The sequence below is a fragment of the Streptomyces sp. NPDC047043 genome (genome assembly GCF_040644055.1).
GTDB lineage: Bacteria > Actinomycetota > Actinomycetes > Streptomycetales > Streptomycetaceae > Streptomyces.
In genome coordinates this window covers 237,654-252,990 of the sequence record NZ_JBEYVO010000016.1, presented here as the reverse complement: position 1 = coordinate 252,990, position 15,337 = coordinate 237,654, and the positions used below count along the sequence as shown (strand labels likewise).

Below are 15,337 nucleotides of genomic sequence, written 5' to 3'. Positions count from 1 at the left end.
CACTCCTTCGAGTTCCGCATCAACGGCGAGGACCCGGGCCGAGGCTTCCTGCCCGCCCCCGGCACGGTCACCGAGTTCGCCCCGCCGTCCGGCCCGGGTGTCCGCCTGGATGCGGGCGTCGAGTCCGGCAGCGTGATCGGCCCGGCCTGGGACTCCCTCCTCGCCAAGCTGATCGTGACGGGCCGTACCCGCAAGGAGGCCCTGGAACGGGCCGCCCGGGCGCTCGACGAGTTCACCGTCGAGGGCATGGCCACCGCAATCCCCTTCCACCGCGCGGTCGTCAGGGACCCGGCCTTCGCGCCGGAACTCACGGGCTCCGCCGAGCCGTTCACGGTCCACACCCGGTGGATCGAGACCGAGTTCGTCAACGAGATCAAGCCCTTCGCCGCCCCCGCCGACGCGGAGACGGACGAGGAGCCGGGCCGGGAGACGGTCGTCGTCGAGGTCGGCGGCAAGCGTCTCGAGGTCTCCCTGCCGTCCTCGCTGGGCATGTCCCTGGCCCGCACCGGCCTCGCCGCCGGCGCCCGCCCCAAGCGCCGCGCCGCCAAGAAGTCCGGCCCGGTCGCCTCGGGCGACACCCTCGCCTCGCCCATGCAGGGCACGATCGTCAAGGTCGCCGTCGAGGAGGGCCAGGAGGTCAAGGAGGGCGACATGGTCGTCGTACTCGAGGCGATGAAGATGGAACAGCCCCTGAACGCCCACAAGTCCGGCACCATCAAGGGCCTGTCCGCCGAAGTCGGCGCGTCCATCACGTCCGGCGCCGCGATCTGCGAGATCAAGGACTGAACCACACAGCACCGAAGGCGCCCGACGGACAGGAACAGCCTGTCCGTCGGGCGCCTCCGTGCAGCGTACGAGGGCAGGTGAGACCCATGACCAAGCCGCCGGCAGGCATGCGAGCCGACGCCCGCCGCAACCACGAGCGGCTGCTCACCGAGGCCCGCTCCGCCTTCGCGACACACGGCACGGACGCGTCCCTGGAGGACGTGGCCCGCCGAGCGGGCGTCGGCATCGGCACCCTGTACCGCCATTTCCCCAACCGCCACGCCCTGTTGAGCGCGGTCTTCGAGGAGGCGGTGAGCGACCTGCTGGCTCGCTCCCGAGAACTCCTGAACGCCCCCGAGTCCTGCACAGCACTGGTGACCTGGCTGCGCGAAATCGTCAGGCACGCAGGCGAGTACCGAGGCCTGGCTCATGCCCTGATGTCGGTCACGACCGACAACACCTCGGCACTGGCCCGCTGTAGCGGACCCATCCGGGAGGCGGGCGGCGCCTTGCTGGCGCGGGCTCAGGAGACGGGCACGGTCCGCACCGACGTGGCGATCGGCGACCTGCTCCAACTGACCCACGCGATCGCACTGGCGGCGGAGGAGTCACCGGGCGACCCGGAACTGGCGGACCGCTTGCTGCTCTTGACGCTGAGGGGCTTGAAAGACACGTGAGTGCAGCGGCTTTTGAGGGGCGCGGGGCTGGGTCTGACATGCGGCTCCGCCGCGTGGGCGCGACCAGCCACAAGGGACCTGTACTCGCCCGGCAAGGTAAGCCCCACGGCGATCGGGTGACCCTACCGCCGCCGCAGATCAGCAACCCGCGCCCGCTCCGCCCCCGCCGAGGTCTCACCGAGAACCGTGGCCGTCCGAAGCCCCGGGACCGCCCCGGGCCCCTGGCCGCGGCGAGGCCCCGGAAGGGCGACGTCCCGGCGCGCCTGGCGCGGGGGGACGGAATCACCGCCCGAGTTCCCCGACGCCCCGGCGACAGCGATCTGCACGCCCTGGTCGGCCAGCGCCTGCAACTCCGTCGCCGCCCGATCGTCATGCGGCGGCGGCTCATCGGTGACCAGCCGCGTGATCACATCCGTCGGCACGGTCTGGAACATCGTGTCCGTACCGAGCTTGGTGTGATCGGCGAGCACGACGACCTCCGCGGCGGCCTGCACCAACGCCCGGTCGACGGACGCCGACAGCATGTTGGACGTGGACAGCCCCCGCTCGGCGGTGAGCCCGCTCCCGGACAGGAAGGCCCGCGAGACCCTGAGGCCCTGCAGGGACTGCTCGGCCCCGCTGCCCACCAGCGCATAGTTGGAGCCACGCAGGGTGCCGCCGGTCATCACGACCTCCACGCGGTTGGCATGGGCCAACGCCTGGGCCACCAACAGGGAGTTGGTGACAACGGTCAGCCCGGGCACCCGGGCGAGCCGGCGCGCCAGCTCCTGGGTGGTGGTACCCGCCCCGACCACGATGGCCTCGCCCTCTTCCACGAAGTTGGCGGCGAGGTCGGCGATGGCCGTCTTCTCGGCGGTCGCGAGATGTGACTTCTGCGGAAAGCCGGACTCCCGCGTGAACCCGCCCGGCAGTACCGCACCGCCGTGCCGGCGGTCGAGGAGTCCTTCTGCCTCCAGTGCGCGCACGTCCCGCCGTACGGTCACTTCGGAGGTCTGGACGACGCGGGCGAGCTCACGGAGCGACACGGCCCCATTCGCTCGCACCATTTCGAGGATCAATTGGCGACGTTCTGCAGCGAACACGAAACTGACAGTAACCCCAACGACCGTCTGCTTTCAGCTGTTTGCGCCGAATAGCAGAAGTTGTTCGCACAGGAGGGCGGGAAGTGGTATAGGGCCTACCCGTCCCGCCTATGCCGTACGCATGCTCGACAACTCCCCGTGACCAGCGGGGAGTCGGTTTCGGCCGTCAGACCTCGCCGCCGGACTTGCGCGTGTGGAGCTGACGCGCGACCTCGGCGATCGACCCCGAAAGACTCGGGTAGACGGTGAACGCGTTCGCGATCTGTTCGACCGTCAGATTGTTGTCGACGGCGATCGAGATCGGATGGATCAGTTCCGATGCGCGCGGGGAGACGACCACACCGCCCACGACAATGCCCGTACCCGGTCGGCAGAACAACTTCACGAAGCCGTCGCGGATGCCCTGCATCTTGGCGCGCGGGTTCCGCAGCAGCGGAAGCTTCACGACCCGCGCGTCGATCTTGCCCCCGTCGACATCGGCCTGCGTGTACCCGACGGTCGCGATCTCGGGATCGGTGAACACATTGGACGACACGGTCTTCAGGTTCAGCGGAGCCACCGCGTCGCCCAGGAAGTGGTACATGGCGATACGTCCCTGCATGGCGGCCACCGACGCGAGGGCGAAGACGCCGGTCACGTCACCGGCGGCGTACACACCGGGGGCCGTGGTCCTGGACACCTTGTCGGTCCAGATGTGCCCGGACTCGCGGAGCTTGACGCCGGCCTCCTCCAGGCCGAGGCCCGCGCTGTTCGGGATGGCGCCGACGGCCATGAGGCAGTGGGAGCCGGCGATGACCCGCCCGTCGGACAGGGTGACCTCCACCCGGTCCCCGACCCGCTTGGCGGCGGAGGCCCGCGACCGGGCCATGACGTTCATGCCACGGCGGCGGAAGACGTCCTCGAGGACGGCGGCGGCGTCGGGGTCCTCACCCGGCAGCACGCGGTCCCGGGACGACACGAGCGTCACCTTGGACCCCAGTGCCTGGTAGGCACCGGCGAACTCGGCACCGGTCACACCCGACCCGACCACGATGAGCTCCTCGGGCAGCTCGGTGAGGTCGTACACCTGCGTCCAGTTGAGGATGCGCTCGCCGTCGGGCTGGGCGTCGGGCAGCTCGCGCGGGTGGCCGCCGGTCGCGATCAGCACGGCATCGGCGGTGAGGGTCTCCTCGGAACCGTCGGCAGCCGCCACGATCACCTTCCGCGACCCGTCGAGGGCCTGCATGCCCTCGAGGCGGCCCCTGCCGCGCATGACCCGGGCGCCGGCGCGGGTGACGGAGGCGGTGATGTCGTGGGACTGGGCGAGGGCAAGCCGCTTGACCCGCCTGTTGACCTTCCCCAGATCCACGCCCACCACCCGGGCTGCCTGCTCCAGGGGTGGGGTGTCGTCCGCGACGATGATCCCCAGCTCCTCGTACGACGAGTCGAAGGTGGTCATCACCTCGGCCGTAGCGATAAGGGTCTTCGACGGCACGCAGTCGGTCAGCACCGACGCTCCGCCCAGACCGTCGCAGTCGACGACGGTCACCTCCGCGCCGAGCTGAGCGGCCACCAGCGCCGCTTCGTATCCGCCGGGTCCGCCACCGATGATCACGATCCGAGTCACGTACCCCATTGTCCCGCACGGTTCAAGGTGCCACTGCCCGGGGGCGGGGCAATGGGTTGGCAAGGGGCCCCTGATACCGCAGGGGCTCGTGTGCGGACTGCCGTACCCTCGACGCATGTCGCTCTACGCCGCGTACGCCGGCAACCTCGACGCGCGGCTGATGACCCGCCGCGCCCCGCACTCGCCGATGCGCGCCACGGGCTGGCTGAACGGGTGGCGGCTGACGTTCGGGGGCGAGCACATGGGCTGGGAGGGCGCGCTGGCGACGATCGTCGAGGACCCGTTCTCGCAGGTCTTCGTCGCGTTGTACGACATCGCACCGCTGGACGAGGAGTCCATGGACCGCTGGGAGGGCGTAGGTCTCGGCGTCTACCGCCGGATGCGGGCCCGGGTGCACACACTGGAGGGCGAGGAGTCGGCCTGGCTGTACGTCCTCGACGGCTACGAGGGCGGCCTCCCGTCGGCCCGGTACCTGGGCGAGATCGCGGACGCCGCCGAGTCCGCGGGAGCCCCGCACGACTACGTGATGGAGCTGCGAAAGCGCCCCTGCTGATCACAGCGGACACCCAGGTTGTACACAGGCACCACATAGCTCCCGTTGCGTCTCACTCTTCGTTGGAAACGACAAGACAACGATCGCCATCCCGTGAGCTCTGTCATCTACGCGCGTAGGCACAAACCGGCTACCCTCAGTCGCGTGAACGCATCTCTTCTTCCGGACGACATCCAGGGCGACCCCCATGCCGCCGCCGACGCCGCCGCCGCGCGCCTGCGCGAACTGACCGGCGCCGAGACCCACGACGTCGCCCTCGTGATGGGCTCCGGCTGGGCACCGGCCGTGGACGCCCTCGGCGCAGCCGACGCCGAGCTCCAGGTCACCGAGCTGCCCGGTTTCCCGCCGCCGGCGGTGGAAGGGCACGGCGGCAAGATCCGCTCGTACAAGATCGGAAACAAGCGGGCCCTGGTCTTCCTGGGCCGCACCCACTACTACGAGGGCCGTGGCGTGGCGGCCGTGGCCCACGGCGTCCGCACCGCGGTCGCGGCCGGCTGCAAGACGATCATCCTCACCAACGGCTGCGGCGGCCTCCGCGAGGGCATGCGCCCCGGCCAGCCGGTCCTGATCAGCGACCACATCAACCTGACGGCGACGTCCCCGATCGTCGGCGCCAACTTCGTAGACCTGACGGACCTCTACTCCCCGCGCCTGCGCGCCCTGTGCAAGGAGATCGACCCGACCCTGGAGGAAGGCGTCTACGCCCAGTTCCCCGGCCCGCACTACGAGACGCCGGCCGAGATCCGCATGGCCCGAGTCATCGGCGCGGACCTGGTGGGCATGTCGACGGTCCTCGAAGCCATCGCCGCGCGCGAGGCGGGCGCCGAGGTCCTCGGCATCTCCCTGGTCACCAACCTTGCGGCAGGCATGACCGGCGAACCCCTCAACCACGAGGAGGTCCTCCAGGCAGGCCGCGACTCGGCAACACGGATGGGCTCGCTGCTCGCCCAGGTACTCGGCCGGCTCTGAACGCGACAGGGGGTGCCGCGGAATGTCGTAGTGCGACTGCAGGTCCGTAGCGCCTGATCGCGCAGTTCCCCGCGCCCCTTTGGGGCGCGCTGCACCCGCGTACGACGAGAAGGGGACGTGCCGGGGGGTGTCCGCCCGCAGCGGCGTCCACCGCCGAGCGCAGCCCCACGACACAGCAACCGCCCGACCGAGGACGGACACCCCCGGCGCGGCCCCGACCACAATCGAACCGCAGGCGCTACACGCACCCCCACCAATCCGCAGATGCGCCGCAGGCATCCCCTCAGACCACACGAGAGGCTGGACCGACCGTGCACGACGATCTCATCGCCCGGGCCAAGACCTGGCTGACGGAGGACCCCGACCCGGAGACCCGCGACGAGCTCTCCAAGCTCATCGAGGCCGGAGACGTCACCGAACTCACCGACCGCTTCAGCGGCACGCTCCAGTTCGGCACGGCAGGCCTGCGCGGCGAACTGGGCGCCGGCCCCATGCGCATGAACCGCTCGGTCGTCATCCGCGCCGCCGCCGGCCTCGCCGCGTACCTGAACGCCAAGGGACAGCGCGGCGGCCTCGTCGTCATCGGCTACGACGCCCGCCACAAGTCCGCCGACTTCGCCCGCGACACGGCCGCCGTGATGACCGGCGCCGGCCTCCGCGCCGCCGTACTCCCCCACCCCCTCCCCACCCCCGTCCTGGCGTACGCCATAAGGCACCTGGGCGCGGTAGCCGGCGTGGAGGTCACCGCCAGCCACAACCCGCCCCGCGACAACGGCTACAAGGTCTACCTCGGCGACGGCTCCCAGATCGTGCCCCCCGCCGACGCGGAGATCGCCGCCGAGATCGACGCGATCGCCTCGCTCAACGACGTCCCGCGCCCGGACTCCGGCTGGGAGACCCTCGACGAGTCGGTCCTCGAGGCCTACCTCGCCCGCACCGACGCCGTACTCGCCAGACGCTCCGCGCGCACGGCCCGCACCGTCTACACGGCGATGCACGGCGTCGGCAAGGACACCCTGCTCGCCGCCTTCGCCCGCGCCGGCTTCCCCGAGCCCGTCGTCGTCGCCGAACAGGCCGAGCCCGACCCGGACTTCCCCACGGTCGCCTTCCCCAACCCGGAAGAGCCCGGCGCCATGGACCTGGCCTTCGCCCAGGCCCGCGCGACCGACCCCGACCTGATCATCGCCAACGACCCGGACGCCGACCGCTGCGCCGTAGCCGTGAAGGACGGCGCCGACTGGCGCATGCTGCGCGGCGACGAGGTCGGCGCACTGCTCGCCGCGCACCTGGTCGCCCGCGGAGCGCGCGGCACCTTCGCCGAGTCGATCGTCTCCTCCTCCCTCCTCGGCCGTATCGCCGAAAAGGCGGGCCTGCCGTACGAGGAGACCCTCACCGGCTTCAAGTGGATCGCCCGCGTAGAGGGCCTGCGCTACGGCTACGAGGAGGCCCTCGGCTACTGCGTGGACCCGGGCGGCGTACGCGACAAGGACGGCATCACGGCCGCCCTGCTGATCACCGAGCTGGCGTCCGAGCTCAAGGAGCAGGGCCGCACACTCCTCGACCTCCTCGACGACCTCGCCGTCGAGCACGGCCTGCACGCCACCGACCAGCTCTCGGTCCGCGTGGAGGATCTCTCGGTCATCGCCCGCGCCATGGAACAGCTCCGCGAGCAGCCCCCGACCGAGCTCGCAGGGCTGGCGATCACCAAGGCCGAGGACCTCACACAGGGCACCGAGGAACTCCCGCCCACCGACGGCCTGCGCTACACCCTCGACGGCGCCCGCGTCATCGTCCGCCCGAGCGGCACGGAGCCGAAGCTGAAGTGCTACCTGGAGGTGGTGGTCCCCGTGGCCACACGCGCCGACCTCCCGGCGGCCCACGCGACCGCCGCCGACCTGCTCGCAGCGATCAAGCGGGACCTCTCGGCCGCAGCCGGCATCTGAGGATCCTTGGAGACACAGCCTCTTACTCGCCGGGGTGCCCCCGTTCCGCCAGACGCGGGGCACCCCATCGGGTGATTTACCCAGGGCTGTTGACCTGGGCTCCACGCCCCGCCGGGGCGCCCGGGCAACGGTGGAACGGCAACCGCACCGCCGAGCCAGCCCTGGAGCCGCCGCCGTGTCCTCGACCGCATTCCGGCCGAAACCCCGAGCGACCGCCGCACCCCCGGGCTCACCACAGCCCCGGGCCGCCGCGTCCCTCCTGCGCCGCGCGGTCCCCGCTCTCCTCGCCTATCTCGCCGTACGCCTGACGGGCCTGCTCGTCCTCACCCTCTGGGCCCACCGCCGGCACCACGGCCTCTGGCCCCTCCTGGCGATCCAGTGGGACGCCGACTGGTACCTCGGCATCGCCGACCACGGCTACACCCATACGCTCGGCACCGCGTACGACGCGAACAACCTGGCCTTCTTCCCGCTGTACCCGTACCTGATGAAGGCGGTCGCGGTACTCACCCCGGGCAGCCGCGCCTCCACCGGCCTCGGCATCGCCGTCCTCGCCTCGTTCTTCGCCGCCTGGGGCGTCTTCGCGGTCGGCGACCGGCTGCACGGCCGCCGGGTCGGCGTCCTGCTGACCGTCCTGTGGGCCGCGCTCCCGGTGAGCCTGGTGCAGTGGATGGGCTACACCGAGTCCCTGTTCACGGCGTTCGCGGCCTGGGCGCTGTACGCCGTACTGACCGACCGCCCCCTCCTCGCCGCGACCCTCGCCTCGCTCGCCGGCCTGACCCGCCCGACCGGCATCGCGGTGGCCGCCGCGGTCACCGTCCGGGCACTGCTCGCCCTCCGCCACCGTCCCCGCGACACCCGCCTCCTCGCGGCCGCCGCCCTGGCCCCGCTCGGCTGGTGCCTGTACGTCGGCTGGGTCGGCCTGCGCCTCGGCCGCTGGGACGGCTACTTCGCCGTACAGCGGCTGTGGCACAACGAGCTGGACGGCGGCGAGGAGACAGTGCGCCGGATCAAGGAGACCCTCGGGGTCGACCCGCGGCCGCACCTGTTCATGGTGATCGTGACGTGCACGCTGATCGTGTCGGCGGTGCTGTTCGTGCTGTCGGTGTGGGACCGCCAGCCGTTCCCCCTGCTCGTCTTCACCGGCATCCTGCTGGTGATCGTCCTGTGCAGCGGTGGCGTCTACTTCCCCCGCGCCCGCTTCCTCCTGCCGGGCTTCCCGCTCCTGCTGCCGGTGGCCCTGCACCTGCACCGCGCTTCCCGCCGCCACCGCGCGCTGGTGCTCACCGCGGCGGTGCTCGGCTCGGCGTACTGCAGCGCGAACATGATCCTGCTGTGGCCGAGCGCGCCGTGAGACGTGCCTACAAAAGCATCAGACCCGCGGTCCAGACGAGCGCCACGAGCACGGCCACAGGCCACAGCAGCCGCCTGCGCTCCCGCTCGCCGGCTGCGGCGAACGGCCGGTAGGCGGGCTCCCGCCACATCGCCGTGATCTCGGCGGCCGCCCGCTCGTAGGGGTGGATGAAGCCCAGCTTCCGCTCCAGCCAGGGCCACCGGAAGCCGAACGCCGACCACTCGTCGAAGGAGGCCCGACGGCTGTCGATCTTCAGCTCCTGGCCCTTGCACCTGACGAGCCGTATGTCGTCCCAGGCGATGTGCCGGGCGCGGCGCAGCCCGTTGAACCACAGGCCGTCCCGGTCGGCGGTGATGCGCCAGGCGAGCCACTTCGGCAGCATCAGCACGGCGACGATCCCCAGGAGGCCGCCGGCGCCGTACCACCACACGTCGTCCTCGTCCCAGGCGAAGTGCACGGCCCACACCACCGCACCGGCGGCGGTCAGCCAGTCCGGCCACCCCGAACGCCACCGCCGTACGCCCTTGCCGGCCACGACGTACGGAGCCCTGGCGACGGCTTCGGTGGCCGCGCGGCTGCGTTCCGCGTACACCGCGTCGCGGGTCGCCCTGCCCTTCTCCGCGCGCAGCTCGCGCCGGACGTGGGGGTCGGACAGCGGCCGTACGGGCCCGACGGACCGCTCCACCGTCGGCTCCTCGCCCGGCTTCTCGGCGGCGCGGACCAGCAGCAGCTCGGCGCCCTCGTACGGCGTCCCGTACAGAACGGCCTCACACAGCGGGCCGGGATCGTCGCTGTCCGGCCGGTCGACGAGCTCCTCGGCCTCCTCGTCGTCGAGGTCCTCGTCGTCGTCCTCGTCCACCTCGGTCAACGAGACCGTGAACAGCGGTCGCAGCGCCCCGAGGTCGTCGGCGGCGAACACCTCCGTGTCCACCATCCCGCTGTCGCGCACCAGCACGCGCAGGACGGGCGCCGGCTCCCGGCGCAGCGCGGCGGACCTGCGGCGGCCCAGGACCCCGGAGAGCAGCGCGGTGAGGCCGAGTCCGACGAGGAAGAACCCGGCCGCGGGCCCCACCTGCCGGTCGTCGGCGGCATCGGCGCCGGTGGCGACGACGGCCAGCGCGGCCCCCGCCACCACCAGCACGAGCCCGACCAGAGTGAAGATCCTCCCGCGCCACAGCGGCGCTTCCGGCAGGGGGGCCGTCACACCGTCGGACGCCGCCAGCGCCGCGTCCGACTGCCGCTGCCGGGCCGCCAGGCGCAGGTGCGCGGCCCGAGCGCAGACGCCCGCGAGCAGGATGCCACCGGGCAGCACCCACACGGACGGCCCCGCCGACGGTGCGGCGACCATGAGGACCTGCATCGCCGCCGTGATCCGTACGACCTCGGGGCGCACCAGCAGCCACACCACCTGGAGCGCGACGAAAGCCGCGACGAAGGGCTGCACCCCGAAGTCGGCCAGTCCGCAGGCGGCGAGCAGGGCGCAGAGGTCCACCAGCAGAACCACCCGCCTGGGCACCCGCACCGGCACCCAGCGCGGCGCCAGCGCCTGCGTCCAGCGGCGCGTCTGCTCGCCGTCCCAGGGAGGGCATCCGTCGGGTATCGCGGCAGGGGGCAGCGCTCGAGGGCTCGGGCTCATCGTTTCCCAGACACTCAGGACCACAGAGGTGGCAGCGGTCCTCGGTTCCGTCCGGGTGGGGGGTGGGGGTGCCGTCGTGCCCGAGGTGTGAACGCCGATCATGCCCAACGAAGCTGTGAAGCGGTAGCCAGGTGGTCAGGTCTCCCCGCGTCAGCCCGTCGCCAGCAGGATCGCCAGCAGTACCGCCCCGGCCGCCGCGGCGCCCGCGATCTCGTACGCCCAGCGCACCGTCACCTCGCCCTGCGCCGTCTCCGCCTGCTCGCGGCTCTCCAGCAGTTCGCGCAGGTCGTCCATGACCTTGTCGGACTCGGCGCGCATCGGGCCGTCGGCGTCGGTGTCGCTGCGCGAGAACCCGCCGCCGAGGCCGCCGAGGCCGAAGCCGCCGCCCAGACCGCCACGTCCGCCGCGGTCGCCCCGCCGCGCGTCCGCCGCCGCCCGGGACGCCCGCCGGGCCGCCTTCTTGCGGGCCCGCAGCGAGACCGGGACGGCCCACAGCTGGTACTTGCTGCCGGACTTCGCCACGACCTCGTTGGAGTAACCGGACCGCAGCGAGGCGATCTGGCCCCAAGGCACCACGATCACGCGGAACGGGTTGCGGATGCGCAGCCGCTCCTCGTTGGCGTAGACGGCCGGGCGCAGGGTGAGGGCGGCGACCAGCGGCACGACCAGGATCAGCGTGGCGAGCGCCAGCCACGGCGTGCGGCCGTGCCCCTTGACGATCGCGTCGATGCCGAGCCAGCCCGCGATGGCGAGCAGCAGGACACCGCCGACAATGCCCGCGGGCGACCGGTAGACCCGGTCCTTGGACTGGGCTGCCGGGGACTGCGGCGAGGGTGACTGGGGCTCGGGCGTCGTCATGGTCCCGATTCTGCCCGACGCCGCGGACAGCGCTCGTACGCGGTGGCGCAGTAACGGATGAGCATCCAGGGGTTCTCCGGGGGTGTACAGCCGCTACGCGCGTAGATATGCTCGTCTGGTGACCATGCCCACCATTGCACCCAACGCAGCTCACACACTCTCGGACGTCACCTCGTCCGACAGCACGCTGCGCCGCTTCCTCCACGGGCTGCCCGGCGTCGACGCGGTCGGCCTGGAGGCGCGCGCCGCCTCTCTCGGCACCCGTTCCATCAAGACGACAGCGAAGGCGTACGCCATCGACCTCGCCATCTCGATGGTCGACCTGACGACGCTGGAAGGCGCGGACACCCCGGGCAAGGTCCGGGCGCTCGGCGCCAAGGCGGTCCACCCCGACCCGACCGACCGCACGACCCCCGCGACCGCGGCCGTCTGCGTCTATCCCGACATGGTGCCCGCCGCCAAGGAGGCCGTCGCCGGTTCGACCGTGAAGGTCGCCTCGGTCGCCACCGCCTTCCCGGCCGGCCGCGCCGCCCTCCCGGTGAAGCTGGCCGACGTGCGCGACGCGGTCGCCGCGGGCGCAGACGAGGTCGACATGGTCATCGACCGCGGGGCGTTCCTCGCGGGGAACTACATGAAGGTCTACGACGAGATCGTCGCCGTGAAGGAGGCCTGCGGGCCCGCGGCCCGCCTCAAGGTCATCTTCGAGACCGGCGAGCTCTCCACGTACGACAACATCCGGCGCGCGAGCTGGCTCGGCATGCTGGCGGGCGCCGACTTCATCAAGACGTCCACGGGCAAGGTCGCGGTCAACGCCACGCCCGCCAACACCCTGTTGATGCTGGAGGCCGTCCGCGACTTCCGCGCCCAGACCGGGGTACAGGTCGGCGTGAAGCCGGCCGGCGGGATTCGCACCTCCAAGGACGCGATCAAGTTCCTCGTCCTGGTCAACGAGACCGTCGGCGAGGACTGGCTGGACAACCACTGGTTCCGCTTCGGCGCCTCCTCGCTCCTGAACGACCTGCTGATGCAGCGTCAGAAGCTGGCCACCGGCCGCTACTCCGGCCCCGACTACGTGACGGTGGACTGATCACCATGGCATCCGCATTCGAATACGCGCCGGCACCCGAGTCCCGCTCGATCGTCGACATCGCGCCCTCCTACGGCCTGTTCATCGACGGCGAGTTCGTGGAGGCGGCCGACGGCAAGGTCTTCAAGACCGTCAGCCCCAGCACCGAAGAAGTGCTGTCCGAGGTCGCCCAGGCCGGTTCCGAGGACGTCGACCGCGCGGTGAAGGCCGCCCGCAAGGCCTTCGAGAAGTGGTCGGCGCTTCCGGGCGCCGAGCGCGCCAAGTACCTGTTCCGCATCGCCCGGATCATCCAGGAGCGCAGCCGTGAGCTGGCGGTCCTGGAGACGCTGGACAACGGCAAGCCGATCAAGGAGACCCGCGACGCCGATCTCCCGCTGGTCGCCGCGCACTTCTTCTACTACGCGGGCTGGGCCGACAAGCTCGACCACGCCGGCTTCGGCCCGAACCCGCGCCCACTCGGCGTCGCGGGCCAGGTCATTCCCTGGAACTTCCCGCTCCTGATGCTGGCGTGGAAGATCGCCCCGGCGCTGGCGACGGGCAACACGGTCGTCCTGAAGCCGGCGGAGACCACCCCGCTGTCGGCGTTGTTCTTCGCGGACATCTGCCGCCAGGCCGGCCTCCCCAAGGGTGTCGTCAACATCCTTCCGGGATACGGCGACACGGGCGCCGCACTCGTCGCACACCCGGACGTCAGCAAGGTCGCGTTCACCGGTTCCACGGCCGTCGGCAAGGAGATCGCGAAGACGGTCGCGGGCAGCCGCAAGAAGCTCACCCTCGAACTGGGCGGCAAGGGCGCCAACATCGTCTTCGACGACGCCCCGATCGACCAGGCCGTCGAGGGCATCGTCAACGGGATCTTCTTCAACCAGGGCCAGGTCTGCTGCGCGGGCAGCCGCCTCCTCGTCCAGGAGTCGATCCAGGACGAGCTGCTGGACTCGCTCAAGCGCCGTCTGTCGACGCTCCGCCTCGGCGACCCGCTCGACAAGAACACGGACATCGGCGCGATCAACTCCGAGGAGCAGCTCTCGCGCATCACCACCCTCGTCGAGCAGGGCGAGGCGGAGGGCGCCGAGCGCTGGTCGCCGGCCTGCGAAATTCCCACCTCCGGCTACTGGTTCGCGCCGACGCTCTTCACGAACGTCACCCAGGCGCACCGGATCGCGCGCGACGAGATCTTCGGCCCGGTCCTGTCGGTCCTCACCTTCCGCACGCCGGACGAGGCGGTCGCGAAGGCCAACAACAGCCAGTACGGCCTGTCGGCGGGCATCTGGACGGAGAAGGGTTCACGCATCCTCGCCGTCGCCAACAAGCTCCGCGCGGGCGTGATCTGGTCCAACACGTTCAACAAGTTCGACCCGACCTCGCCGTTCGGCGGCTACAAGGAGTCGGGCTTCGGCCGCGAGGGCGGTCGGCACGGCCTGGAGGCGTACCTCGATGTCTGACCGTTTGAGTGTCTTCAAGACCTACAAGCTGTACGTCGGCGGGAAGTTCCCGCGTTCCGAGAGCGGCCGGGTGTACGAGGTGACGGACTCGAAGGGCAACTGGCTGGCGAACGCGCCTCTTTCGTCCCGCAAGGACGCCCGTGACGCGGTGGTCGCCGCGCGCAAGGCGTTCGGTGGCTGGGCGGGCGCGACGGCGTACAACCGCGGTCAGATCCTCTACCGCGTCGCCGAGATGCTGGAGGGCCGCAAGACGCAGTTCGTGCGCGAGGTGGCCGAGGCGGAAGGCCTGTCGAAGTCCAAGGCGGCCGACCAGGTCGACGCGACGATCGACCGCTGGGTCTGGTACGCGGGCTGGACCGACAAGATCGCCCAGGTGATCGGCGGCGCGAACCCGGTGGCGGGCCCGTACTTCAACCTGTCGAGCCCGGAGCCGACGGGAGTCGTGACGGTCCTCGCCCCCCAGGAGTCGTCCTTCCTGGGCCTCGTCTCGGTCGTCGCCCCGGTCATCGCGACCGGCAACACGGCGATCGTGATCGCGTCCGAGAAGGCCCCGCTCCCGGCCCTGTCCCTGGGCGAGGTCCTGGCCACCTCGGACGTCCCCGGCGGTGTCGTGAACATCCTGTCCGGCCGTACGGCGGAACTCGCGGCGCCGCTGGCCGCGCACCAGGACGTCAACGCGATCGACCTGGCCGGCGCCGACGACGTACTGGCGAAGGAGCTGGAGATCGCGGCGGCGGACAACCTGAAGCGGGTTCTCCGTCCACAGCCTGTGGATGAAGCCGGCTGGTCGGCGACGCCGGGGATCGACCGCATGACGGCGTTCCTGGAGACGAAGACGGTCTGGCACCCGACGGGTTCACTGGGCGCGTCCGGCTCGTCGTACTGACCGGCAGCCAACAGACCGAGAGCCGCGTCCTCCCTCCGTCCGGGGAAGACGCGGCTCTCTCTCGTGCGCTGCGCCGTCAGCTGAACGAACCGACCGCGGACTCGCCGCTGCCCCCGCCCAGCAGGTTCGCGAACTGCTCCAGGGTCGGGACGGCGCCGACCGGACCAGTCTGGGTGACCGGGCCGGTCAGCCCGGTGAGCGGGACGTCGAAGCCGGGGTTCTTCGGGTCGGCGGCGCCGCGGGTGGCCGGGGCGCTCTTGAGGCCGTGGCGGGAGCCGGTGACGTAACGGGTCGGCTCCGCAATGCTGTTCTGGTCGATCTTGCTGAGCGAGGTCGGGCGGATGCCCATCACGTCCACCGACGGCTCCGTGCCGGCGGAAGCCGTCGCCGCGCCCGCGCCGAGCGCCGCCGATGCGGTTGCGAGGGCGATCAGGGCGCGCTGGGCGGTGGGGTTGATCGGGGACGCGTGTCGAGCCATG

The 15,337-nt window shown here is 71.4% G+C and carries 14 protein-coding genes; 9 read left to right on the top strand and 5 right to left on the bottom strand.

Annotated elements, in window-relative coordinates; translation table 11 throughout:
• A partial coding sequence (locus tag ABZ880_RS25985) for a biotin/lipoyl-containing protein (protein WP_361267098.1) occupies positions 1–786 on the top strand: 786 nt, incomplete at its 5' end.
• An 86-nt stretch (positions 787–872) separates the two neighbouring features.
• Positions 873–1,442 (top strand): TetR/AcrR family transcriptional regulator, encoded by a 570-nt coding sequence (locus ABZ880_RS25980; protein WP_361267096.1) that lies wholly within the window; start codon positions 873–875, stop codon positions 1,440–1,442.
• A 122-nt stretch (positions 1,443–1,564) separates the two neighbouring features.
• Here ABZ880_RS25980 and ABZ880_RS25975 read toward each other — a convergent pair whose 3' ends face one another.
• Positions 1,565–2,500: a DeoR/GlpR family DNA-binding transcription regulator gene (locus tag ABZ880_RS25975; RefSeq protein WP_361267136.1), complete on the bottom strand. Its 936-nt coding sequence runs from the start codon at positions 2,498–2,500 to the stop codon at positions 1,565–1,567.
• A gap of 190 nt (positions 2,501–2,690) precedes the next feature.
• Positions 2,691–4,139 (bottom strand): NAD(P)H-quinone dehydrogenase, encoded by a 1,449-nt coding sequence (locus ABZ880_RS25970; protein ID WP_361267094.1) that lies wholly within the window; start codon positions 4,137–4,139, stop codon positions 2,691–2,693.
• A 106-nt stretch (positions 4,140–4,245) separates the two neighbouring features.
• On the opposite strand from ABZ880_RS25970, the gene ABZ880_RS25965 reads away from it, so the two are divergent.
• From ABZ880_RS25965 to ABZ880_RS25950, 4 genes are all read left to right on the top strand, one after another.
• Complete coding sequence (locus ABZ880_RS25965; protein ID WP_361267092.1) at positions 4,246–4,683, top strand: gamma-glutamylcyclotransferase; 438 nt, start codon at positions 4,246–4,248, stop codon at positions 4,681–4,683.
• Between the two features lie 144 nt (positions 4,684–4,827).
• Positions 4,828–5,652: a purine-nucleoside phosphorylase gene (locus ABZ880_RS25960; protein ID WP_361267090.1), complete on the top strand. Its 825-nt coding sequence runs from the start codon at positions 4,828–4,830 to the stop codon at positions 5,650–5,652.
• Between the two features lie 311 nt (positions 5,653–5,963).
• A complete protein-coding gene (locus ABZ880_RS25955; RefSeq protein ID WP_361267088.1) occupies positions 5,964–7,595 on the top strand; it encodes a phospho-sugar mutase in 1,632 nt (543 codons plus the stop codon).
• A gap of 259 nt (positions 7,596–7,854) precedes the next feature.
• Entirely contained in the window at positions 7,855–8,949 is a 1,095-nt protein-coding gene (locus ABZ880_RS25950) for a hypothetical protein (protein ID WP_361267134.1), read from the top strand.
• A 7-nt stretch (positions 8,950–8,956) separates the two neighbouring features.
• On the opposite strand, the gene ABZ880_RS25945 is transcribed toward ABZ880_RS25950, so the two are convergent.
• Both ABZ880_RS25945 and ABZ880_RS25940 read right to left on the bottom strand, forming a co-directional pair.
• Complete coding sequence (locus ABZ880_RS25945) at positions 8,957–10,585, bottom strand: hypothetical protein (protein ID WP_361267086.1); 1,629 nt, start codon at positions 10,583–10,585, stop codon at positions 8,957–8,959.
• A 150-nt stretch (positions 10,586–10,735) separates the two neighbouring features.
• On the bottom strand, positions 10,736–11,443 hold the full coding sequence (locus ABZ880_RS25940) for a PH domain-containing protein (RefSeq protein ID WP_361267084.1): 708 nt from the start codon (positions 11,441–11,443) through the stop codon (positions 10,736–10,738).
• Positions 11,444–11,567: 124 nt separating this feature from the next.
• On the opposite strand from ABZ880_RS25940, the gene deoC reads away from it, so the two are divergent.
• Genes deoC through ABZ880_RS25925 form a run of 3 tightly spaced genes read left to right on the top strand, consistent with a single transcriptional unit; the run spans position 11,568 to position 14,858 of the window.
• Complete coding sequence (gene deoC, locus ABZ880_RS25935; protein WP_361267082.1) at positions 11,568–12,530, top strand: deoxyribose-phosphate aldolase; 963 nt, start codon at positions 11,568–11,570, stop codon at positions 12,528–12,530.
• A gap of 5 nt (positions 12,531–12,535) precedes the next feature.
• Positions 12,536–13,972 (top strand): aldehyde dehydrogenase family protein, encoded by a 1,437-nt coding sequence (locus tag ABZ880_RS25930; RefSeq protein WP_361267080.1) that lies wholly within the window; start codon positions 12,536–12,538, stop codon positions 13,970–13,972.
• Positions 13,965–14,858: an aldehyde dehydrogenase family protein gene (locus ABZ880_RS25925; RefSeq protein WP_361267078.1), complete on the top strand. Its 894-nt coding sequence runs from the start codon at positions 13,965–13,967 to the stop codon at positions 14,856–14,858. Before ABZ880_RS25930 ends, ABZ880_RS25925 begins: the two co-directional genes overlap by 8 nt.
• 76 nt (positions 14,859–14,934) lie before the next feature.
• On the opposite strand, the gene ABZ880_RS25920 is transcribed toward ABZ880_RS25925, so the two are convergent.
• Positions 14,935–15,336 carry a hypothetical protein gene (locus ABZ880_RS25920; protein ID WP_361267076.1) on the bottom strand — a complete coding sequence of 134 codons (402 nt, stop codon included), beginning with the start codon at positions 15,334–15,336 and terminating at the stop codon, positions 14,935–14,937.
• Position 15,337 lies beyond the last annotated feature (1 nt).